Annotated in this window: 20 protein-coding genes; 10 read left to right on the top strand and 10 right to left on the bottom strand. The window is 52.5% G+C overall.

The window, feature by feature from the left end; translation table 11 throughout:
• Window position 1 precedes the first annotated feature (1 nt).
• From ftsQ to mutT, 7 genes are all read left to right on the top strand, one after another.
• On the top strand, window positions 2–835 hold the full coding sequence (ftsQ, locus tag OGY04_RS17210) for a cell division protein FtsQ (RefSeq protein WP_003018758.1): 834 nt from the start codon (window positions 2–4) through the stop codon (window positions 833–835).
• Window positions 832–2,094, top strand: a complete 1,263-nt coding sequence (ftsA, locus tag OGY04_RS17205; RefSeq protein ID WP_003018755.1) for a cell division protein FtsA — start codon at window positions 832–834, stop codon at window positions 2,092–2,094. The genes ftsQ and ftsA overlap by 4 nt, the downstream gene beginning before the upstream one ends.
• 62 nt (window positions 2,095–2,156) lie before the next feature.
• Window positions 2,157–3,308 (top strand): cell division protein FtsZ, encoded by a 1,152-nt coding sequence (gene ftsZ, locus OGY04_RS17200; protein ID WP_003018753.1) that lies wholly within the window; start codon window positions 2,157–2,159, stop codon window positions 3,306–3,308.
• Window positions 3,309–3,408: 100 nt separating this feature from the next.
• Window positions 3,409–4,326, top strand: a complete 918-nt coding sequence (gene lpxC / locus OGY04_RS17195) for a UDP-3-O-acyl-N-acetylglucosamine deacetylase (RefSeq protein ID WP_006686706.1) — start codon at window positions 3,409–3,411, stop codon at window positions 4,324–4,326.
• 283 nt (window positions 4,327–4,609) lie between these two features.
• Window positions 4,610–5,116 (top strand): secA translation cis-regulator SecM, encoded by a 507-nt coding sequence (secM, locus tag OGY04_RS17190; protein WP_042312321.1) that lies wholly within the window; start codon window positions 4,610–4,612, stop codon window positions 5,114–5,116.
• A 60-nt stretch (window positions 5,117–5,176) separates the two neighbouring features.
• The gene (gene secA, locus OGY04_RS17185) at window positions 5,177–7,882 is read left to right on the top strand and encodes a preprotein translocase subunit SecA (RefSeq protein ID WP_008786199.1); all 2,706 of its coding nucleotides are present in this window, start codon (window positions 5,177–5,179) and stop codon (window positions 7,880–7,882) included.
• A 56-nt stretch (window positions 7,883–7,938) separates the two neighbouring features.
• Complete coding sequence (gene mutT, locus OGY04_RS17180) at window positions 7,939–8,328, top strand: 8-oxo-dGTP diphosphatase MutT (RefSeq protein WP_100271506.1); 390 nt, start codon at window positions 7,939–7,941, stop codon at window positions 8,326–8,328.
• Between the two features lie 172 nt (window positions 8,329–8,500).
• On the opposite strand, the gene yacG is transcribed toward mutT, so the two are convergent.
• From yacG to coaE, 3 genes are read right to left on the bottom strand one after another with little or no spacing between them, the layout of a single operon-like run.
• Window positions 8,501–8,695, bottom strand: coding sequence for a DNA gyrase inhibitor YacG (gene yacG / locus OGY04_RS17175; protein WP_003018740.1), 195 nt, complete (start codon window positions 8,693–8,695; stop codon window positions 8,501–8,503).
• A 9-nt stretch (window positions 8,696–8,704) separates the two neighbouring features.
• Complete coding sequence (gene zapD, locus OGY04_RS17170) at window positions 8,705–9,448, bottom strand: cell division protein ZapD (protein WP_003829513.1); 744 nt, start codon at window positions 9,446–9,448, stop codon at window positions 8,705–8,707.
• On the bottom strand, window positions 9,448–10,068 hold the full coding sequence (coaE, locus tag OGY04_RS17165; RefSeq protein ID WP_003829511.1) for a dephospho-CoA kinase: 621 nt from the start codon (window positions 10,066–10,068) through the stop codon (window positions 9,448–9,450). Before coaE ends, zapD begins: the two co-directional genes overlap by 1 nt.
• Before the next feature lie 225 nt (window positions 10,069–10,293).
• On the opposite strand from coaE, the gene OGY04_RS17160 reads away from it, so the two are divergent.
• Window positions 10,294–11,337, top strand: coding sequence for a GMP reductase (locus tag OGY04_RS17160; protein WP_003829510.1), 1,044 nt, complete (start codon window positions 10,294–10,296; stop codon window positions 11,335–11,337).
• 57 nt (window positions 11,338–11,394) lie between these two features.
• Here the strand turns inward: OGY04_RS17160 and hofC are convergent, their stop codons facing one another.
• The 4 genes from hofC to nadC form a co-directional block, all read right to left on the bottom strand.
• Window positions 11,395–12,597 (bottom strand): protein transport protein HofC, encoded by a 1,203-nt coding sequence (gene hofC / locus OGY04_RS17155; protein WP_286585712.1) that lies wholly within the window; start codon window positions 12,595–12,597, stop codon window positions 11,395–11,397.
• Entirely contained in the window at window positions 12,587–13,972 is a 1,386-nt protein-coding gene (gene gspE, locus OGY04_RS17150) for a type II secretion system protein GspE (protein WP_286585710.1), read from the bottom strand. Before gspE ends, hofC begins: the two co-directional genes overlap by 11 nt.
• A gap of 9 nt (window positions 13,973–13,981) precedes the next feature.
• Window positions 13,982–14,419 (bottom strand): prepilin peptidase-dependent pilin, encoded by a 438-nt coding sequence (ppdD, locus tag OGY04_RS17145; RefSeq protein WP_032942370.1) that lies wholly within the window; start codon window positions 14,417–14,419, stop codon window positions 13,982–13,984.
• Between the two features lie 243 nt (window positions 14,420–14,662).
• Window positions 14,663–15,556 carry a carboxylating nicotinate-nucleotide diphosphorylase gene (gene nadC / locus OGY04_RS17140; protein ID WP_003837454.1) on the bottom strand — a complete coding sequence of 298 codons (894 nt, stop codon included), beginning with the start codon at window positions 15,554–15,556 and terminating at the stop codon, window positions 14,663–14,665.
• A gap of 87 nt (window positions 15,557–15,643) precedes the next feature.
• On the opposite strand from nadC, the gene ampD reads away from it, so the two are divergent.
• Together ampD and ampE are read left to right on the top strand one after the other, a co-directional pair.
• On the top strand, window positions 15,644–16,207 hold the full coding sequence (gene ampD / locus OGY04_RS17135; protein WP_008786207.1) for a 1,6-anhydro-N-acetylmuramyl-L-alanine amidase AmpD: 564 nt from the start codon (window positions 15,644–15,646) through the stop codon (window positions 16,205–16,207).
• Window positions 16,204–17,058, top strand: a complete 855-nt coding sequence (gene ampE, locus OGY04_RS17130; protein ID WP_003829498.1) for a beta-lactamase regulator AmpE — start codon at window positions 16,204–16,206, stop codon at window positions 17,056–17,058. The genes ampD and ampE overlap by 4 nt, the downstream gene beginning before the upstream one ends.
• A 92-nt stretch (window positions 17,059–17,150) precedes the next feature.
• On the opposite strand, the gene OGY04_RS17125 is transcribed toward ampE, so the two are convergent.
• From OGY04_RS17125 to aroP, 3 genes are all read right to left on the bottom strand, one after another.
• Complete coding sequence (locus tag OGY04_RS17125; protein WP_008786208.1) at window positions 17,151–18,101, bottom strand: glycoside hydrolase family 43 protein; 951 nt, start codon at window positions 18,099–18,101, stop codon at window positions 17,151–17,153.
• Window positions 18,101–19,507, bottom strand: a complete 1,407-nt coding sequence (locus OGY04_RS17120; RefSeq protein ID WP_191226414.1) for a glycoside-pentoside-hexuronide (GPH):cation symporter — start codon at window positions 19,505–19,507, stop codon at window positions 18,101–18,103. Before OGY04_RS17120 ends, OGY04_RS17125 begins: the two co-directional genes overlap by 1 nt.
• Window positions 19,508–19,665: 158 nt before the next feature.
• Window positions 19,666–21,039 (bottom strand): aromatic amino acid transporter AroP, encoded by a 1,374-nt coding sequence (gene aroP, locus OGY04_RS17115; RefSeq protein WP_008786209.1) that lies wholly within the window; start codon window positions 21,037–21,039, stop codon window positions 19,666–19,668.
• Window positions 21,040–21,080 lie beyond the last annotated feature (41 nt).

Raw genomic sequence — 21,080 nt, 5'->3', positions numbered from 1 at the left:
TATGTCGCAGGCTGCGCTGAACACGCGAAACGGTGATGAAGAAGAAGTAAACTCCTCACGCCGCAATAATGGAACGCGTCTTGCAGGAATATTGTTCCTGCTGACAGTGCTGTGCACCGTGTTTGTCAGCGGCTGGGTAGTGTTGGGATGGATGGAAGATGCGCAACGTTTGCCTTTATCGAAACTGGTGTTAACCGGCGAACGGCATTACACGCGCAATGACGATATTCGTCAGTCCATTTTGGCACTGGGCGCTCCGGGAACCTTTATGACTCAGGATGTGAACATCATCCAGAGTCAAATTGAACGCCTCCCCTGGATTAAACAGGCGAGCGTCAGAAAGCAATGGCCCGATGAATTGAAGATTCATCTGGTTGAATATGTGCCCATTGCGCGTTGGAATGACCAACATATGGTGGATGCTGAAGGAAATACGTTCAGTGTTCCAACCGGTCGGGCCAATAAGCAGGTATTACCCATGTTGTATGGACCGGAAGGCAGCGCAAGTGAAGTGTTGCAAGGGTTCCGCGATATGGGGCAGGTGCTGGCTAAGGATAGATTCACCCTGAAGGAAGCGGCGATGACCGCTCGTCGTTCCTGGCAGTTGACGCTGAATAACGATATTAAGCTGAATCTGGGCAGGGGCGATACGATAAAACGTTTGGCTCGCTTTGTGGAACTCTACCCGGTTTTACAGCAGCAGGCGCAAACCGATGGCAAACGGATTAGCTACGTTGATTTGCGTTATGACTCAGGAGCGGCAGTAGGCTGGGTTCCCTTGCCTCCTGAGGAATCTAATCAGCAACAGAATCAGGCACAGGCAGAACAACAATGATCAAGGCGACGGACAGAAAACTGGTAGTTGGACTGGAGATTGGCACCGCGAAGGTAGCCGCTTTAGTAGGGGAAGTTCTGCCCGACGGTATGGTCAATATCATTGGCGTGGGCAGTTGCCCATCGCGAGGTATGGATAAAGGCGGGGTGAATGACCTTGAGTCAGTGGTGAAGTGCGTACAGCGCGCCATTGACCAGGCTGAACTGATGGCAGATTGCCAGATTTCCTCGGTGTATCTGGCACTTTCCGGTAAACATATTAGCTGTCAAAATGAAATTGGTATGGTGCCCATTTCCGAAGAGGAAGTGACGCAGGAAGATGTGGAAAACGTGGTACATACGGCAAAATCCGTACGCGTTCGTGATGAACATCGTGTTCTGCACGTTATTCCTCAGGAATACGCCATCGACTACCAGGAAGGCATTAAAAATCCGGTCGGTCTTTCCGGCGTGCGTATGCAGGCAAAAGTCCATCTTATTACCTGCCACAACGACATGGCAAAGAACATTGTCAAAGCCGTTGAACGTTGTGGTCTGAAAGTTGACCAACTGATTTTTGCCGGGTTGGCAGCCAGTTATTCCGTGTTGACGGAAGATGAACGTGAGCTGGGTGTCTGCGTGGTGGATATTGGTGGTGGTACAATGGACATCGCCGTTTATACTGGCGGGGCGTTGCGCCACACTAAAGTTATCCCTTATGCAGGGAATGTAGTGACCAGCGATATCGCGTATGCCTTTGGTACGCCGCCGAGCGATGCTGAAGCCATCAAAGTGCGTCATGGTTGCGCGCTGGGCTCCATCGTGGGTAAAGACGAAAGCGTTGAAGTGCCAAGCGTAGGTGGTCGTCCACCGCGTAGCCTGCAACGTCAGACCCTGGCAGAGGTCATTGAGCCGCGTTATACCGAGCTGCTCAACCTGGTCAACGAAGAAATTTTGCAATTACAAGAACAGCTTCGCCAGCAAGGTGTGAAACATCATCTGGCGGCGGGGATTGTGTTAACCGGTGGCGCTGCGCAAATTGAAGGTCTTGCGGCCTGCGCACAGCGCGTGTTCCATACGCAAGTACGTATTGGCGCACCGCTGAATATCACTGGTCTGACGGATTATGCCCAGGAGCCTTATTATTCAACGGCAGTGGGGCTGCTTCACTACGGGAAAGAATCCCATTTGAGTGGTGAGGCTGAAGTAGAAAAACGCGTTACGGCATCAGTTGGCTCGTGGATCAAACGACTCAATAGCTGGCTGCGAAAAGAGTTTTAATTTTTAAAGAGACCAACGCACATTAACGGTCTCAGGCGACAGGCACAACGGAGAGAGAAACTATGTTTGAACCTATGGAACTTACCAATGACGCGGTGATTAAAGTCATCGGCGTCGGCGGCGGCGGCGGTAATGCCGTTGAACACATGGTGCGCGAGCGCATCGAAGGTGTTGAATTCTTCGCGGTGAATACCGACGCTCAGGCGTTGCGTAAAACGGCGGTTGGACAGACCATTCAGATTGGTAGTGGCATCACCAAAGGTCTGGGCGCGGGTGCAAACCCGGAAGTAGGCCGTAATGCGGCAGACGAAGATCGTGAAGCTCTGCGTGCAGCGCTTGACGGCGCAGACATGGTGTTTATCGCAGCTGGCATGGGCGGCGGTACCGGTACCGGTGCAGCGCCAGTGGTTGCTGAAGTAGCAAAAGATTTAGGTATTCTGACCGTTGCTGTCGTGACTAAGCCTTTCAACTTTGAAGGTAAGAAGCGTATGGCATTCGCGGAGCAGGGTATCACCGAGCTGTCCAAACATGTGGACTCTCTGATCACTATTCCGAATGACAAGCTGCTGAAAGTGCTGGGTCGCGGTATCTCCCTGCTGGATGCGTTTGGCGCAGCGAACGACGTGCTGAAAGGCGCAGTCCAGGGTATCGCTGAACTGATTACTCGTCCGGGCCTGATGAACGTCGACTTTGCAGACGTGCGCACCGTGATGTCCGAAATGGGCTACGCGATGATGGGTTCAGGCGTGGCAAGCGGTGAAGACCGTGCAGAAGAAGCTGCTGAAATGGCTATCTCTTCTCCGCTGCTGGAAGACATCGATCTGTCTGGTGCGCGCGGCGTGCTGGTCAACATTACTGCAGGCTTCGACCTGCGTCTGGATGAGTTCGAAACCGTCGGTAACACGATTCGTGCCTTTGCATCGGATAATGCGACCGTGGTTATCGGTACCTCTCTGGACCCGGATATGAACGACGAACTGCGCGTCACCGTTGTTGCAACTGGAATTGGTATGGACAAACGTCCTGAAATCACTCTGGTGACCAACAAGCAGGTACAGCAGCCGGTAATGGATCGTTACCAGCAGCACGGCATGGCGCCGTTGACGCAAGAGCAGAAACCGGTAGCGAAAGTGGTTAACGACAATACGCCGCAAACCACCAAAGAGCCGGATTATCTGGATATCCCAGCATTCCTGCGTAAGCAAGCTGATTAAGAATTAGCTGGAATTTGGGAATTGTGGCTCTTTGTGCTAAACTGGCCCACCGAATGTATAGTACACTTCGGTTGGATAGGTAATTTGGCGAGATTATACGATGATCAAACAAAGGACTCTTAAACGTATCGTTCAGGCGACTGGCGTCGGTTTGCATACCGGCAAAAAAGTCACCCTGACATTACGCCCTGCGCCGGCCAACACCGGGGTCATCTATCGTCGCACCGACTTGAATCCTCCGGTAGATTTCCCGGCCGATGCCAAATCTGTGCGTGATACCATGCTCTGTACGTGTCTGGTCAATGAGCATGATGTACGGATTTCAACCGTAGAGCACCTTAATGCTGCTCTGGCGGGTTTAGGTATCGATAACATCGTTATTGAAGTTAACGCACCGGAAATCCCGATCATGGATGGCAGTGCCGCTCCGTTCGTTTATCTGCTGCTTGATGCAGGTATTGAAGAACTGAGCAGCGCCAAAAAATTTGTTCGCATCAAAGAGACCGTTCGTGTCGAAGATGGCGATAAGTGGGCTGAGTTTAAGCCGTATAATGGTTTTACGTTGGATTTCACCATCGACTTTAACCATCCGGCGATCGACTCCAGCACGCAGCGCTACGCGATGAACTTCTCTGCGGATGCGTTCATGCGTCAGATCAGCCGTGCGCGTACTTTCGGCTTCATGCGTGATATCGAATATCTGCAGTCCCGCGGCCTGTGCCTGGGCGGCAGCTTCGATTGTGCCATCGTTGTTGACGATTATCGCGTATTGAACGAAGACGGCCTGCGTTTTGAAGATGAATTCGTTCGTCACAAAATGCTCGACGCGATCGGTGACTTGTTCATGTGTGGTCACAACATTATTGGTGCATTTACCGCGTATAAATCCGGTCATGCATTGAATAACAAACTGTTGCAGGCGGTCCTGGCAAAACAGGAAGCCTGGGAATATGTGACCTTCCAGGACGATGCAGAACTGCCGTTGGCGTTCAAAGCACCATCGACCGTACTGGCATAACGACATACGTTGTCGCATAAATTCGACTGGTCAATCTGGCACTCTCTCCGGCCAGGTGAACCAGTCGTTTTTTTATCTTCCGAGTGCAAACCACCTTATCTGAAGCGACTTTTTCCCCACAGGTAGATTAAAATACCGTTCGATCGCTGCTTTCTTAAGCATATTTACCCGCGACTTGCTGTCATTACTGCTGTGGTGCGAACGCATTAATGGTAAGATTTGTGCGCAAAAAATGGTTTTGCATTTGTAACCCCAAACGCAGGGTATATCAGGTGGCAATAACGTGAGTGGAATACTGACGCGCTGGCGACAGTTAGGCAGACGGTACTTCTGGCCGCATCTCCTGTTGGGGATGGTCGCGGCTAGTTTTGGCCTGCCCGCGCTCGGTAATGCTGCTGAACCTAATACCCCTGCGAAGGCGACCGCCAGCAATCACGATCAAGGCGCTAAAGTTAACTTTAACCAGCTTGCTTTGCTGGAAGCGACCAATCGCCGCCCGAATTTTACCGTCGACTACTGGCATCAGCATGCTATTCGTACGGTTATTCGCCATCTTTCTTTTGCTATGGCCCCTCAGGCGCTACCCGTTGCCGAAGAGCCGTTGCCAATCCAGGCGCACCATCTTGCGTTACTGAATACGCTCAGTGCGATGCTGACGCAAGAAGGCACTCCGCCCGCGACAGTAAGTCGCGTGACATACGCACACTTTACCTCTCAGGCCGCGTTTAGCGTTCCGGTCTGGATCAGCCAGCTGCAGGGTATCCGCGCTGGTCCTCAACGCCTCAGCTAAAAAAGAACCTTCCAACTTATAATTTTTGACTCCGCACCGCGGGGCGTTTGAGATTTTATTATGCTAATCAAATTATTAACGAAAGTATTCGGTAGCCGTAACGAGCGTACGCTGCGTCGTATGCGTAAAGTGGTCAATGTCATCAACGCGATGGAACCGGAGATGGAAAAACTCTCCGATGATGAACTGAAAGCGAAGACCGCTGAATTCCGCGCCCGTCTGGAAAAAGGTGCCAGCGTTGAGAGCCTGATCCCGGAAGCGTTCGCCGTAGTGCGTGAAGCGAGTAAACGCGTGTTCGGTATGCGTCACTTCGACGTTCAGCTGCTGGGCGGTATGGTGCTGAACGATCGCTGCATCGCGGAAATGCGTACTGGTGAAGGTAAAACCCTTACCGCGACGCTGCCAGCCTACCTGAACGCATTAAGCGGGAAGGGCGTACACGTGGTTACCGTGAACGACTATCTGGCTCAGCGTGATGCCGAAAATAACCGCCCGCTGTTTGAATTCCTCGGCATGACCGTTGGTATCAACATGTCTGGCCTGCCTGCGCCAGCCAAGCGTGAAGCCTACAACGCCGATATTACTTACGGTACCAACAACGAATACGGCTTTGACTACCTGCGTGACAACATGGCGTTTAGTCCGGAAGAGCGTGTTCAACGTAAACTGCACTATGCGCTGGTCGATGAAGTCGACTCCATCCTGATCGATGAAGCGCGTACGCCGCTGATCATTTCCGGCCCGGCTGAAGACAGCTCGGAAATGTACAAAAAAGTGAATAAAATCATCCCGCACCTGATCCGTCAGGAGAAGGAAGATTCCGACACGTTCCAGGGCGAAGGGCACTTCTCAGTTGATGAGAAAGCGCGCCAGGTTAACCTGACCGAACGTGGTCTGGTACTGATTGAAGAGCTGCTGGTTAACGAAGGCATTATGGACGAGGGCGAGTCACTGTACTCTCCAGGCAACATTATGCTGATGCACCACGTGACTGCCGCACTGCGTGCGCACGTGCTGTTTACCCGCGACGTAGACTACATCGTGAAAGACGGCGAAGTTATCATCGTCGATGAACACACCGGTCGTACCATGCAGGGGCGTCGCTGGTCCGATGGTCTGCACCAGGCTGTTGAAGCTAAAGAAGGCGTAGAGATCCAGAACGAGAACCAGACGCTGGCATCTATTACCTTCCAGAACTACTTCCGTTTGTACGAAAAACTGGCCGGTATGACCGGTACAGCCGACACTGAAGCGTTTGAATTTAGCTCCATCTACAAACTGGATACCGTGGTTGTGCCGACCAACCGTCCGATGATCCGTAAGGATTTACCGGATCTGGTGTACATGACCGAAGCGGAAAAAATTCAGGCGATCATTGAAGATATTAAAGAACGTACTGCAAATGGCCAGCCGGTGCTGGTAGGTACTATCTCCATTGAAAAATCGGAAGTAGTGTCTAACGAGCTGAGCAAAGCGGGTATCAAACACAATGTTCTGAACGCCAAGTTCCACGCCAACGAAGCTGCAATCGTCGCCCAGGCGGGTTACCCGTCAGCCGTGACTATCGCGACGAACATGGCCGGTCGTGGTACCGATATCGTACTGGGCGGTAGCTGGCAGGCGGAAGTTGCCGAGCTGGAAAACCCAACTCCGGAACAAATCGCGCAGATTAAAGCCGATTGGCAGGTTCGCCATGACGCGGTATTAGCTGCCGGTGGCTTGCATATTATCGGTACCGAGCGTCACGAATCTCGCCGTATCGATAACCAGCTGCGTGGTCGTTCGGGTCGTCAGGGTGATGCGGGCTCTTCCCGTTTCTATCTGTCGATGGAAGATGCGCTGATGCGTATTTTTGCCTCTGACCGCGTGTCAGGCATGATGCGTAAACTGGGTATGAAGCCTGGCGAAGCCATTGAACACCCATGGGTGACCAAAGCAATTGCTAACGCGCAGCGTAAAGTGGAAAGCCGCAACTTCGATATTCGTAAGCAGCTGCTGGAATATGATGACGTTGCCAACGATCAGCGTCGTGCTATCTACACCCAGCGTAACGAACTGCTGGACGTAACTGACGTTAGCGAAACCATCAACAGCATCCGTGAAGATGTCTTCAAAGCAACTATTGATGCCTATATTCCGCCGCAGTCTCTGGAAGAAATGTGGGATATCCCGGGTCTGCAGGAACGTCTGAAAAACGACTTCGATCTTGAGATGCCGATTTCAGAGTGGCTGGATAAAGAGCCTGAGCTGCACGAAGAAACGCTGCGTGAACGTATCCTGGCAAACGCCATCGAAGTTTATCAGCGTAAAGAAGAAGTTGTGGGCGCGGAGATGATGCGTCACTTCGAAAAAGGCGTGATGCTGCAAACTCTCGACTCTCTGTGGAAAGAGCACCTTGCTGCGATGGACTATCTGCGTCAGGGTATCCACCTGCGTGGTTATGCGCAAAAAGATCCGAAGCAGGAATACAAGCGTGAATCCTTCTCTATGTTTGCGTCAATGCTGGAATCACTGAAATACGAAGTGATCAGCACCCTGAGCAAAGTTCAGGTGCGTATGCCTGAAGAAGTCGAAGCCATGGAGCAGCAGCGTCGTGAAGAAGCTGAGCGCTTAGCGCAGATGCAGCAGTTGAGTCATAAAGGCGACGATTCTGCCGCAGCAGAAGAGCTGGCAGCACAAACCGGCGATCGTAAAGTGGGTCGTAACGATCCGTGTCCTTGCGGCTCTGGCAAAAAATACAAACAGTGCCACGGCCGTCTGAGCTAAGAAAATAACTTACTGAAAAGGCGCAGAATTCTGCGCCTTTTTTATGGACGATAAAGATGAAAATACTGCAAATCGCCGTCGGGATTATTCGTAATCAGCAACATGAAATTTTTATCACCCAGCGTGCGGCTGATGCCCACATGGCAAATAAGCTGGAATTCCCCGGCGGGAAAATTGAAGCGGGCGAAACGCCGGAGCAGGCGCTGATTCGCGAGCTACAGGAAGAAGTGGGGATCACGCCGACTCAAAGCTCATTGTTCGAAAAGCTGGAGTATCAGTTTCCGGACAGGCATATAACTCTGTGGTTCTGGCTGGTTGAAAGCTGGGAAGGCGAGCCGTGGGGAAAAGAGGGGCAACCGGCGCAGTGGATTGTGCAAGATGCTCTGAATGCGCAGGATTTCCCGCCCGCGAATGCACCGGTCATTGAAAAGCTGATTGCTGGCTAATGGTGCTGTAGGCCGGATAAGGCAACGCCGCATCCGGCAAATTATGGCGGGGGCGCTACGCTTGCCCGCCCTACGTTTTAGTTCGTAGGCCTGATAAGCGCAGCGCCATCAGGCAAAACAACATAAAATGTCGGATGCGGCGTGCCTTTTCCGACCCACCGTTTTAGCAGAATTACTTCTGCTCTTCACTCCAGTCGTCGCTTTCTGACAGATCACCAGAGCTTGGGATGCGTTTCTCTTCTGCGGCCCACTCTCCCAGATCGATTAACTGGCAGCGCTTGCTGCAGAATGGGCGAAACGGACTGACCTCAGCCCATACTACAGGCTTGCCGCAGGTTGGGCAGTTGACGATGGTTTGTTCAGACATGTTGACTCCTTAACAGCACGCCAGTTCAAAATCGAGGCGCTCAGGCACCTGACCATTCTCGCTATCCAGCGGCATAAAGCGGATGGCAAAACGGCTCTTATGACCAGAAATTTGCGGATAAAGCAGCGAATCAAGCGGCAACTGCAAGCGTAGCAGATCTGCATCTTCGCCGTTGTCCTGATAAAAACCATTCAGGCTGGTTTGCTTACGAAACGGCGCTGAGTTGCGAATTAAATCCAGTACCAGCGACAGCGCCTGATTGAGCGGATTCAGGCTGGCAAGCCAGGTTTCAACCTGCGCGTCACGATGCGACTGTGCCAGGTGTAACCAGATATGCAGAGTCGGCAGATCGAAACTGCAGCACCCGCCAGGAATACTTAAACGCTGACGTACGAGACCAATCAGACGATCTTCGCGCAGCGTCTGTCCAATACGCGGGGCAGAAATCAGAATGCTGCCTGCACTTTTTAGCTGCTGACGCAAAGAGTCTATTCTGCTTTGATCGACGCCGGGAACTTCGACCCAGGCCTGGAGTTTACGCTGCTGTCGCTCCAGTTCTTTGAGGAGTTCGGTACGGACTTCGCCGCGTTCAAATACATCCAGTAAATCTCCGATATTGCGGAAAAAATGCAGAGCGCCGGCATGGTCAGCAATGGGCAAATTAACGGAGAGCTGTTGGATTAAAAACTCAATGCGCAGCCATGTACGCATCTTCTCATTGAGAGGGTGTTCAAAAAGGACCTGGGTGTGCATTACGGTTTTTCCTGTGAGACAAACTGCGACGCGCATTGCAAATAGAGCGCGTGCAGGCGGGCGACATCCGAGGCGATGGCTTCCGGTGCGCCATTATTATCAATAACATCGTCTGCCACGGCCAGCCGCGCTTCACGCGTTGCCTGGGCAGCAAGAATTTGTTCAACATGCTCACGCGTGACGTCATCACGCTGCATGGTGCGTCTGAGCTGGGTTTCGGGGGTGACATCCACCACGAGTACGCGGTCGGCTTTTTTATACAGCGAATTTTCCACCAGCAAAGGGACAACCCATAGCAGATAAGGAGAGGTTGCTTGCTGAAACTGACGCTGGGTTTCCTGCTGAATAAGCGGATGAAGCAGGGCATTCAGCCAGCTTTTCTCCTCAGGATTGGAAAAAATGCGTTCGCGTAAAATGCGTCGCTGCAACGATCCGTCTGCGGCTATAACGTCGGAACCAAAATGTTCTTCGATCGCCTTAAGAGCAGGTGTGCCGGGTTCAACCACCTGGCGCGCAATAATATCTGCATCAATGACGTTTATTCCGAGGTCAGCGAACGCATTTGCAACGGTGCTTTTACCACTGCCAATGCCGCCGGTTAAGGCTACCGTATACCTCATAGATGCCGATCCTGGAGTTTAAGTTTGATTATCAAACAGTTAAAAGTTATGCGTGCGAAGGCGAGGCTGCTGCAGGATTAACCTACTATTCGCCAGGTAAATTTATGGGATTGTAGCGTAAAAAAAGAGAATTTCGCAGTCTTGCGCGGCATTGATTAGTGCGTATGATAGCGTCACTGGAGTTGTGAGTTTCGATTTTTCGCCATTAACCCCAGGAATCCGCACATGCGTATCGAAGAAGATCTGAAGTTAGGTTTCAAAGACGTTCTTATCCGCCCTAAGCGTTCTACTCTCAAAAGCCGTTCCGATGTTGAGCTGGAACGTCAATTTACCTTTAAGCATTCAGGTCAGACCTGGTCCGGCGTACCTATTATTGCCGCGAACATGGACACTGTCGGGACGTTTGCCATGGCAACGGCACTGGCATCCTTCGACATCCTGACCGCTGTGCACAAACACTATTCTGTTGAAGACTGGGCCGCCTTCATCGCAGAGAGCTCTGCCGATGTGCTCAAACACGTAATGGTTTCAACCGGTACGTCTGATGCAGATTTCGAAAAAACTAAACAGATTCTGGCGCTCAACCCCGCGTTGAACTTTATCTGCATTGATGTGGCCAATGGCTACTCAGAGCATTTTGTTCAGTTCGTGTCGAAAGCGCGTGAAGCATGGCCGACAAAAACGATCTGTGCGGGCAATGTGGTCACTGGTGAAATGTGTGAAGAGCTGGTGCTCTCCGGTGCTGATATTGTCAAAGTCGGCATTGGCCCAGGTTCTGTATGTACCACGCGTGTAAAAACCGGCGTTGGCTATCCACAGCTTTCTGCGGTTATTGAATGCGCCGATGCAGCCCACGGTCTGGGTGGCATGATTGTCAGCGACGGCGGCTGCACCATGCCGGGTGACGTGGCAAAAGCGTTCGGTGGCGGCGCAGACTTCGTGATGCTCGGCGGCATGCTGGCTGGTCATGAAGAAAGTGGCGGCAAAATTGTTGAAGAAAACGGTGAGAAATTCATGCTGTTCTACGGTATGAGCTCTGAATCTGCCATGACGCGTCACGTAGGTGGTGTTGCACAGTACCGCGCTGCAGAAGGTAAAACCGTCAAGCTGCCACTGCGCGGCCCGGTTGATAATACCGCTCGCGATATCCTCGGCGGTTTGCGTTCTGCTTGTACCTATGTGGGCGCATCCCGTCTGAAAGAGCTGACCAAACGTACAACGTTTATTCGTGTACAGGAACAAGAAAACCGTGTTTTCAATAGCCTGTAAGAACAGCTAGTTCTGTGAAATGCCTGATGGCGTTACGCCGTCATCAGGCATTTGAATCTATCCCACCCCGCTCATCGCATCTCCCAAATGGAAAATCGGTAAATACATCGCGACGACCAGCGTACCGATGATAAGCCCCGTAATGACCAGCAACGCAGGCTCAAGTAATGCAGCCAAATTCTCAGCCTGAGCCAGGGTTTTCTCGCCATGGTGATGCGCAAGGTTGCGCAGCATTGCATCCAGCGAGCCGGAAGCTTCACCAGTTCTGACCAGCTGTATACACAATGGGCTGAATTCACCACTATTTTTAAGCGCTAACCAGATCGGTTTTCCAGAGCTGATGTCCTGCTGAACCAGTGCTAAACGTTGAGACCAGAAAGGGTTAGCCAGCGTTTCGGTAACGCTCTCAAGACCCTGCAAAAAGGGAATGCCCGCATTTTGCGTTAACGCCAGAACAGTGAATATCTGCGTGAGTTTTTGCCCTCTCACCATCGGCCCTATGACCGGGAGGCTGAGCAGCAATTTCTGGCGCAGAATGAGCCAGTACGGTTTCTGCTTTATCAAATGATGTATGGCAACTGCTACCAGGCCAAGTGCTACCGCCAGCCATCCCCATTGGCTGCTACAGTGTGCGATGGTAATAATCCACTGAGTGAGCGCCGGTAGCGGGGTGTTGAACGTCTGGTAGATAGCGGCAAACTCAGGGAGTACAAACTGCAGCATCGCAAATACGACCATCACCGCCATTGTTATGATGATGATCGGATAGCGCAGGGCTTTTTTAACTTTATCAGCAAGTTGCTGTTGTTTCTTTTGCTGGTAGGCGAGTTCAAAACAGCAGTCGTCCAGCTTACCCGTAAGTTCTCCGGTACGGATCATTGCCTGGTAAAGGGGCGGAAAAACGTGTTGCCATTGTGATAACGAGGCGGAGAGGGTTATGCCCTGTTCCATATCGTAAGCCAGCGTACGCAGTAGCGCCTGCCATTGAGTGCTGGGATGCTGTTCAGCAAGCAGAGCTAGCCCTGTTGAGAGCGTTAACCCTGCCTTTAGCAATGTCGCCAACTGGTGTATGGTTTCGGCACTTTTTGTACGGCTCCAGTGCGAGATTTTGACACGCATACGTTTAATGCGCAGCGGCGTAATCTGTTGTTCCTCAAGAGCCAGCATCAATGACGGTCGGGTATCGGCCCATAGCGTTCCTTCCAGCGATTTACCTTCGTTGTTAATGCCTTGCCAGCGCCAAAGCTGTTTAGCGGACATGAGGTATGCCCAGTACACGAATTAGCTCTTCAAATGTCGTTAACCCTTGCTCGACGGCCTGACAGCCATTCTCGAAAAGCGTTCTCATTCCTGATTTCTGAGCATCAGATTCCACTTCGTCTACGGATGTGCCACTGGCAATACTCTGACGTAATGCCGGAGTAACAGGGAGCACTTCAAACAATGCCGTACGGCCATAAAATCCGTGATAACAATGTTTGCAGCCAGGGGCCTGCCAATTCGGTAGTGGTGTAGGCCAGACAGTTTTCGGGAGCGTGATAGGCGTACTCTGATGTTGTCGGCAATGGGGGCACAACTTTCTGACCAACCGCTGTGCAATAACGAGCGTCAGCGCGGAGGCGATCATCCAGCGTGCGACACCCATTTGTTGCAGGCGCACCAGCGTTTCACTGGTGGAATTGGTATGCAGCGTAGAAAGAACCAGATGACCTGTTTGTGCGGCTTTAAGGGCTATTTCTGCCGTTTCGCCATCGCGGATTTCACCCACCATGATAATGTCGGGATCCTGGCGCAGCAGCGCGCGCAATACGCCCTGAAAAGTCAAACCGGCGCGTGGGTGAATTTGCGTCTGGTTGAGACCTGCGATCGGGATCTCTACCGGATCCTCCACGCTACAAAGATTCACATCCGGGGTGTTTCGGGTTTGCAGCGCACTGTACAGCGTGACCGTTTTGCCGCTTCCGGTAGGCCCGGTAACCAGAATCAGCCCCTGAGGCTGCTGCAAGGCTTGCGAAAATGCGGCCAGCTGCGCGTCTTGCATTCCCAGCGCCGCGATCTCCAGTGACTGATCGACCTGATGAAGTAGCCGTAACACGACTTTTTCGCCGTAGCGACAGGGTAGGGTGGCGATGCGAAACGAGACCGGCTCTCCTGAAATCTCAACGGTAAATTGTCCGTCTTGTGGAAGCCGATGCTCGGCGATATCCAGGCTGCCTAATACTTTTAACCTTGCGGTGATGGCTATGCCCATCTCGGTCGTGACTTCCGGTAACGCGTGAAGCACGCCATCTACGCGCAATCTGATTCGATAGTGATTTTCCTCGGGTTCAAAATGAATATCAGAAGCCCGTTGCATCAGAGCGGAATGAAACGTCTGATTCAGCAAGTCTGCTGCGCTGGCGCTGCTTTTCGTGACCACTGCCGGGAGCATTTTCTGCGGTGTATGCGTGTGGCCTTCCATTTGCTGACGTGTCCAGCAGACAATGTCGATGTGTCGGGTGGTGGCAAAATGCAGCGCATCCAGCAGCTCGTGTGATGGGGCGTCTACGACGGCGATATGCACCACTTCATTGTCTGCATCCAGTAATATTGCCTGATAACGTTGGCATAGTGCCGTAAGTTGGGTGGTGTTCATCTCTGTTCCTTAGTGGGTATCGAAGCGGAAAACGTCTTCACAGGCCTGCTGCAATGCGCTGTCGTTCTGGATGACGCAGTTTCGGTTCCAGCCGGTAATGCCGTTGGCATTGTCCCAACCTGGCGTCATGGTGATGCTTAGCCCGTTCAGGCTTTCCTGCCCACTAAGGCTGACAACTCCCTTTTCAACGCTCATGGCTGAGACGTAACGGGTAGTTGTTGGAGAGGGAATACCATTCGTTCCGGCATCGCAGGTATTTGTTCCGCCATGCTCCAGTGCACAGAGCTCAACCGCCGTGCGATAGGGGACAAATGTTTGCAGCATGTCTGTCAGCGCGGCTTTGCGCAGATAGTTTTGATATGCCGGAATGCCGATGGCGCTAAGGATGGCAATAATGCCAATCACCACCATGAGTTCGATAAGCGTAAAGCCTCGTTGCTTGTTCATCGTTCGCTCCTTGAGTTTGCTGGCGCTACTTTGGCAAACCGACGGGAGGACGGCGAGAGACAAAAAACAAAACGGGAAAGCGGGTTCAGAGGATTTTTACGAAATTACAGAGTCAGACAATGTACTTGCGAAGAGACTCGAAGAAACTGCCGGGTGGTGGTGTAAATGCCGTATTCGGCTTACGGAATAAACCTGTGTAGTAGGCCCGATAAGCGAAGCGTCATCGGGCAATACAATCAGCAATTAGCGAAATCGCATGGAGAGATCGAGTGCGCGAACATGTTTGGTCAGCGCGCCAACGGAGATAAAGTCCACACCGGTTTCGGCAAATTCGCGCAGCGTTTCATGGGTGACGTTGCCCGACACTTCCAGACGCGCCTGGCCGTTGGTGCGTTTTACCGCTTCGCGCATTTGGTCAGTTTCGAAGTTATCGAGCATGATGATATCGGCCCCGGCTTTCAGCGCGTCGTCCAGTTCATCCAGGCTTTCTACTTCGACTTCAACCGGCACATCCGGGTGCAACCAGAAGGCTTTTTCGACGGCCTGACGTACCGAGCCGGAAGCAATAATGTGGTTTTCTTTAATCAGGAAGGCGTCGGACAGCCCCAAACGATGATTCGCGCCGCCGCCGCACAATACGGCGTATTTTAGCGCGGTACGCAGTCCCGGCAGGGTTTTGCGCGTATCCAGCAGTTGGGTCTTGGTTCCCGCTAACAGGTCGACGTATTTACGCACTTCACTCGCTACACCTGAAAGCGTCTGCACAAAATTCAGCGCAGTACGTTCACCGGTCAGTAAAACGCGGGAAGGGCCGTCCAGTTCAAACAGCGGCTGATTGGCCTTTATGCTGTCGCCATCTTCGACATGCCAGGTGATGTTGACATCATCGCCAGCCAGCTGAATAAAGACCTCTTCCACCCAACGTTTTCCACAAAAAACGCCATCTTCGCGGGTGATTACGGTGGCATGGGAGCGCATGTCTTCGGGTAAAAGCTGTGCGGTGATATCGTTATTGGCATCAACTTCTCCGCCTAAATCTTCACGCAGCGCCTGAGCTACAGCGGCAGGGATATCCAGATTTATGCGTTCCAACAGCGCGTCACGTCGGTAGTCAGGGTTATAGCGGCGAGGCGGCATGATAAAACTCCAAATTGCTAACGAATCATAAGGTGGAAACATGCTACCCTGAACCTGATATGAGCACCACCAATAAGGAGATTCTGCATGTTGTTAGACGAGGGCTGGCTGGCAGAGGCGCGACGCGTTCCCTCTCCGCATTACGATTGCCGCCCGGATGACGAAAACCCTTCTCTGCTGGTGGTGCATAATATCAGCCTGCCGCCCGGCGAGTTTGGCGGCCCGTGGATAGACGCTCTGTTTACGGGCACGATTGATCCCAACGCCCATCCTTATTTTGCCGGGATCGCCCATCTGCGTGTTTCGGCCCATTGTTTGATTCGCCGTGACGGTGAAATCGTGCAATATGTGCCTTTTGATAAACGCGCCTGGCATGCGGGTGTGTCGAGCTATCAAGGGCGAGAACGCTGTAATGATTTTTCAATTGGTATTGAGTTGGAAGGGACGGATACGCTGGCCTATACCGATGCGCAGTATCAGCAACTGGCTGCCGTGACGAATACTCTGATTACGCGTTATCCGGCCATTGCTAACAACATGACAGGACATTGCAATATTGCGCCCGAGCGTAAGACCGATCCCGGGCCGTCCTTTGACTGGGCAAGGTTCCGCGCCCTGGTCACCCCCTCGTCGCACAAGGAGATGACATGACGCTGTTTACAACATTATTGGTGTTGATTGTTGAACGCCTGTTTAAGCTGGGTGAGCACTGGCAGCTTGATCACCGGATTGAAGCTTTTTTCCGCCGGATTAAGCATTTTTCGATGATGCGTACGGTAGGCATGACTCTGATTGCGATGGGAGTGACATTTCTGCTACTGCGCGCACTTCATGGGCTGTTGTTTAATGTTCCGTTGCTGGTGGCGTGGATCTTAATTGGCTTGCTGTGCATCGGTGCTGGCAAGGCGCGCCTTCACTACCACGCTTACCTGAACGCGGCTGCTCGCGATGATGCTCACGCCCGTGATGCGATGGCCAGCGAGCTGACGCTTATCCATGGGGTTCCGCCGGACTGCGATGAGCGTGAATTCTTGCGCGAACTGCAGAACGCGTTGTTATGGAACAACTTCCGTTTTTATCTGGCGCCGTTATTTTGGCTGATTGTCGGTGGTCCGTGGGGACCTGTGACGCTGGTTGGTTATGCTTTTTTACGCGCCTGGCAGTCCTGGCTGGCGCGCTATCAGACACCGCACCAGCGTCTGCAATCAGGCATTGATGCGATCCTGCATGTGCTGGATTGGATCCCGGTGCGTCTGGCGGGCGTGGTCTATGCGCTGTTGGGACATGGTGAGAAAGCGCTGCCGGCCTGGTTTGCCTCGCTTGCGGATCTGCACACGTCGCAATATCAGGTGCTTACGCGTCTGGCGCAGTTCTCGCTGGCGCGTGAACCGCACACCGATAAAGTCGAAACGCCAAAAGCCGCCGTTTCGCTGGCGAAGAAAACCTCGTTTGTGGTGGTGGTGGTTATTGCGGTGCTCACCATTTATGGGGCATTAGTATAGCGTTGTGCCGGATGGCGCTAATGCTTATCCGGCCTACAATGAAAAAACGTGTAGGCCCGGTAAGCGCTAGCGCCACCGGGCAGTGCAACGGTTTAGTTCGTATCAGCAGGCGGCACGCCAAAATCTGGCATGCCGTTTTCGTCCCAACGCACGAGCTTCAGACGAGTGTGGCGGTTTGGGTCGTACAGCGGATCGCCCTCGATTTCGGTGTAGTTTCTCGCGTGATACACCAGTACATCTTCACCTTCCGGCGTTTGTGTAAAGCTGTTGTGTCCTGGCCCAAACTGGCGGTTTTCATAACTGGTGGTAAAGACCGGACGCGGTGATTTGTGCCAGTTCTGCGGTTTGAGCGGATCGGCGTTGAGGTCAATCCACAATAATCCCATACAGTAGTTCTCATCGGTGGCGCTGGCGGAATAGCTGATAAACAGCTTATCGCCATGAACCATGACGGCAGGACCTTCATTGACCCAAAAACCCCGGCATTCCCAGTCATACTCAGGATGACTTAGCATGACCGGCTCGCCTTTAATCGTCCATGGATTTTCCAGCTCAGCGAGATAGATATTGGAGTTTCCGGCGATATCGGGCGACTTCTGCGCCCAGAGGTACCACTGTTTTCCCTGATGGTTAAAGGTGGTGGCATCAAGCGCAAAGGTATCAAACTGCGTTTTAATCTGACCTTTCTCCGTCCACTGCCCGGTCAGCGGATCGGCGTCGGCACATTCGAGCGCAAACATGCGATGCTGGAACATCCCCAGCTTGTCGAGCGACTGTGTGTGGGTGGCAGCAAAATAGATGTACCACTTGCCTGCCAGATGATGGATTTCGGGTGCCCAGATGAGTTGGCTCATGGGGCCACTTTCTGGTTTGCGCCAGACGACAACCGGGGCGGCGGTGCGCAACCCTTCCAGCGAGTCGGCCCGGCGTATCTCCAGTCGGTCATATTCGGGTACTGAAGCAATGAAATAATAGTGGCTACCGTCACGTAAGATAAACGGATCGGCACGCTGTTCAATAAAGGGATTTGGCCACTGATTCATTAGGCTTTCCTTACGGTTTCAGTCGTTTTTATATCGTGGTATTCATTCAGTTCACGGTAGTTGGCGCGGCGCTTTTCTAAATCTGTCTGGATTTGCTGCATAAACTCGCGGTCAACTTTCAGCAGACGAACCACGCCTGCGGTAATCAGGTAGCCTACGCCCGGTATGATGGTAAACAGCAGCATAATACCGTTAATGGCAGAGTCGCTTTGCGCTTTCGCCCCAGCGTCGTAGCCGTACCAGGAGAGCAGGAAGCCGACCATCGCTCCGGCAATCGCCAGGCCCAGTTTCAGGAAGAACAGGTTACCGGAGAAGCTGATTCCGGTGATGCGTTTACCGGTTTTCCACTCGCCATAGTCATCGACATCCGCCATCAGCGACCAGTGCAGCGGAGAAGGAATTTGGTGCAGGATGTTGAGCAGGAAGTAGAGCACCATAATCATCATGGTGGCTTTCGGATCGAAGAAGTAAAACGCGGCAGAGAAAATCGCCAGGATAATATTGGTCCAGAAGAAGACTTTCAGTTTGCACCAGCGATCGGTTAATACCTTCGCCAACATACTGCCGATCATCATGCCGATCACACCAAGACTGATAAACAGCGTTGCGAACTGCGTGCTTTGCTGCATAACCCATGTCACGTAGTACATGGTGGCAGCCATGCGAATAAAGCCCGGACAGACGTTGCACAGTGTTAACAGCAGAATTTTTACCCACTGATCGTTCTTCCACACGTCTTTCAGATCGGCTTTTAAATCGTCATTGGTCTGGACAGCAGGGCGCACGCGTTCACGGACCGTAGCGAAGCAAAACAGGAACATACACATGCCGATGAAAGCCAGAACCGCCATCGCCATCTGATACCCTTTGGCTTTGTCTTCCCCGCCGAACCAGTCGGCCATTGGCAGCAAGGTGAGGGACAGCAGCAGGGTTGCAATGCCTACCAACACAAAGCGATATGACTGGCAGGCGACGCGTTCCTTCGGATCGTTGGTGATGACGCTGCCGAGCGAGCAGTAGGGAATGTTGATCGCTGTATAAGTAATAGATAGCAGGAAGTAGGTAACGAACGCATAGATAACTTTGCTGTTATAGGTCCACTCTGGAGTGGTAAACATCAGTACGCTGAATAACGCGTACGGGAAAGCCATCCATAGAAGCCATGGACGAAATCGACCATATTTACTACGGGTGCGGTCGGCCATCGCGCCCATTATAGGGTCGGTAACGGCGTCGATAACGCGTACTGAGAGCAGTAATACGCCGACCAGTGCAGGTGCCAGACCAAAAATGTCTGTGTAAAAATAGTTAACAAACAACATGATGGCGCCAAAGATGATGTTGCATCCGGCGTCGCCCATTCCATAGCCGATCTTTTCTTTCACCGTGAGCTTACTGGTTTCCATCAACTGCACTCCATTAATGAGATATGGAGAGAATTATTGTCCGGCACCGGTGTTTTTGCGTTGCAGGATAACGCCGCTGATATGGACTAAACAGTCGTGAGTGGGAAAGTGTGAGGCAGGTAACAACCCCCACCTGACGCAGGTGGGGGGAGGGGGGATTAATGCGCTTTAACCGCGCCGGCCGTTTTTTGTTTACACAGGTAGCCGATGCCAAGAATGGCAATCCATACAGGGATTAAGTACACCGAGATCGCCATACCCGGCGTCATCAGCATAATCACCAGTACTGCAGCCATGAAAATCAGGCACACCCAGTTACCCAGCGGATAGAGCAGCGCCGGGAAGCGGGTGGTAACACCCTGCTGCTGTTTGGCTTTGCGGAACTTCATGTGTGCCAGGCTAATCATTGCCCAGTTGATCACCAGTGCGGAAACCACCAGCGCCATCAGCAGGCCAAAGGCGGATTCCGGTGCCAGGTAGTTGATCAGCACACACAGAGCCGTCACCAGTGCGGAAACCAGAATGGTGTTCACCGGTACACCGCGTTTGTCGACGTTCATCAGCGCTTTCGGCGCATTGCCCTGCTGTGCCAGACCGAACAGCATACGGCTGTTGCAGTATACGCAGCTGTTATAGACAGAAAGGGCGGCAGTCAGCACTACGATGTTCAGGGCATTAGCAACAAAGGTGTCGCCCAGCTCGTGGAAAATAAGGACAAACGGGCTGGTATCCGCCGTGACACGCGTCCACGGCATCAGGGAAAGCAGAACCGCCAGCGAACCCACATAGAAAATCAGGATACGGTAGATAACCTGGTTGGTCGCTTTGGGAATGCTTTGCTCTGGGTTATCCGCTTCTGCTGCGGTGATCCCGACCAGCTCCAGCCCACCGAAAGAGAACATAATAATAGCCATCATCATCACCAGACCGGTGAAGCCATGCGGCAGGAAGCCTCCCTGGTCCCACAGGTTGCTGACGCTGGCCTGCGGGCCGCCGTTACCGCTAAACAGTAACCAGCCGCCGAACAGGATCATCGCTACGACGGCAATGACTTTAATAATGGCGAACCAGAACTCCATCTCACCAAACACTTTCACGTTGGTCAGGTTGATGGCGTTGATCAGCACAAAGAAGGCAGCCGCAGACACCCATGTTGGGATCTCCGGGTACCAGAACTGGATGTATTTACCCACGGCAGTTAGCTCAGCCATGGCAACCAGCACGTACAGCACCCAATAGTTCCAGCCGGAAGAGAACCCCGCGAAACCGCCCCAGTATTTATAAGCAAAGTGACTAAATGAGCCTGCAACGGGCTCTTCAACCACCATTTCACCTAACTGACGCATAATCAAAAAGGCGATAAAGCCGGCAATAGCGTAACCCAGAATAATACCCGGCCCTGCAGACTGGATAACGGATGCGCTACCGAGGAATAACCCGGTACCAATCGCGCCACCCAGCGCGATTAGCTGTATATGGCGGTTCTTAAGGCCGCGCTTGAGCTGATCGCCATGCTGTTGACTTTCCATCATGAAACCTCGTGTGTGGTTTTACTCTTCATATTTCGAGTGCT

Origin of the sequence: Citrobacter sp. Cpo091 (assembly GCF_030332645.1) — a bacterium.
Taxonomy (GTDB): domain Bacteria; phylum Pseudomonadota; class Gammaproteobacteria; order Enterobacterales; family Enterobacteriaceae; genus Citrobacter; species Citrobacter portucalensis.
This window is presented reverse-complemented; position numbering and strand designations above follow the sequence as displayed.

Excerpts from the sequence above, each read along its gene's own strand:
- ftsQ (WP_003018758.1), top strand. The coding sequence starts at position 2 with ATGTCGCAGGCTGCGCTGAACACGCGAAACGGTGATGAAGAAGAAGTA.
- ftsA (WP_003018755.1), top strand. The coding sequence starts at position 832 with ATGATCAAGGCGACGGACAGAAAACTGGTAGTTGGACTGGAGATTGGC.
- ftsZ (WP_003018753.1), top strand. The coding sequence starts at position 2,157 with ATGTTTGAACCTATGGAACTTACCAATGACGCGGTGATTAAAGTCATC.
- lpxC (WP_006686706.1), top strand. The coding sequence starts at position 3,409 with ATGATCAAACAAAGGACTCTTAAACGTATCGTTCAGGCGACTGGCGTC.
- secA (WP_008786199.1), top strand. The coding sequence starts at position 5,177 with ATGCTAATCAAATTATTAACGAAAGTATTCGGTAGCCGTAACGAGCGT.
- mutT (WP_100271506.1), top strand. The coding sequence starts at position 7,939 with ATGAAAATACTGCAAATCGCCGTCGGGATTATTCGTAATCAGCAACAT.
- yacG (WP_003018740.1), bottom strand. The coding sequence starts at position 8,695 with ATGTCTGAACAAACCATCGTCAACTGCCCAACCTGCGGCAAGCCTGTA.
- zapD (WP_003829513.1), bottom strand. The coding sequence starts at position 9,448 with ATGCACACCCAGGTCCTTTTTGAACACCCTCTCAATGAGAAGATGCGT.
- coaE (WP_003829511.1), bottom strand. The coding sequence starts at position 10,068 with ATGAGGTATACGGTAGCCTTAACCGGCGGCATTGGCAGTGGTAAAAGC.
- OGY04_RS17160 (WP_003829510.1), top strand. The coding sequence starts at position 10,294 with ATGCGTATCGAAGAAGATCTGAAGTTAGGTTTCAAAGACGTTCTTATC.
- hofC (WP_286585712.1), bottom strand. The coding sequence starts at position 12,597 with ATGTCCGCTAAACAGCTTTGGCGCTGGCAAGGCATTAACAACGAAGGT.
- gspE (WP_286585710.1), bottom strand. The coding sequence starts at position 13,972 with ATGAACACCACCCAACTTACGGCACTATGCCAACGTTATCAGGCAATA.
- ppdD (WP_032942370.1), bottom strand. The coding sequence starts at position 14,419 with ATGAACAAGCAACGAGGCTTTACGCTTATCGAACTCATGGTGGTGATT.
- nadC (WP_003837454.1), bottom strand. The coding sequence starts at position 15,556 with ATGCCGCCTCGCCGCTATAACCCTGACTACCGACGTGACGCGCTGTTG.
- ampD (WP_008786207.1), top strand. The coding sequence starts at position 15,644 with ATGTTGTTAGACGAGGGCTGGCTGGCAGAGGCGCGACGCGTTCCCTCT.
- ampE (WP_003829498.1), top strand. The coding sequence starts at position 16,204 with ATGACGCTGTTTACAACATTATTGGTGTTGATTGTTGAACGCCTGTTT.
- OGY04_RS17125 (WP_008786208.1), bottom strand. The coding sequence starts at position 18,101 with ATGAATCAGTGGCCAAATCCCTTTATTGAACAGCGTGCCGATCCGTTT.
- OGY04_RS17120 (WP_191226414.1), bottom strand. The coding sequence starts at position 19,507 with ATGGAAACCAGTAAGCTCACGGTGAAAGAAAAGATCGGCTATGGAATG.
- aroP (WP_008786209.1), bottom strand. The coding sequence starts at position 21,039 with ATGATGGAAAGTCAACAGCATGGCGATCAGCTCAAGCGCGGCCTTAAG.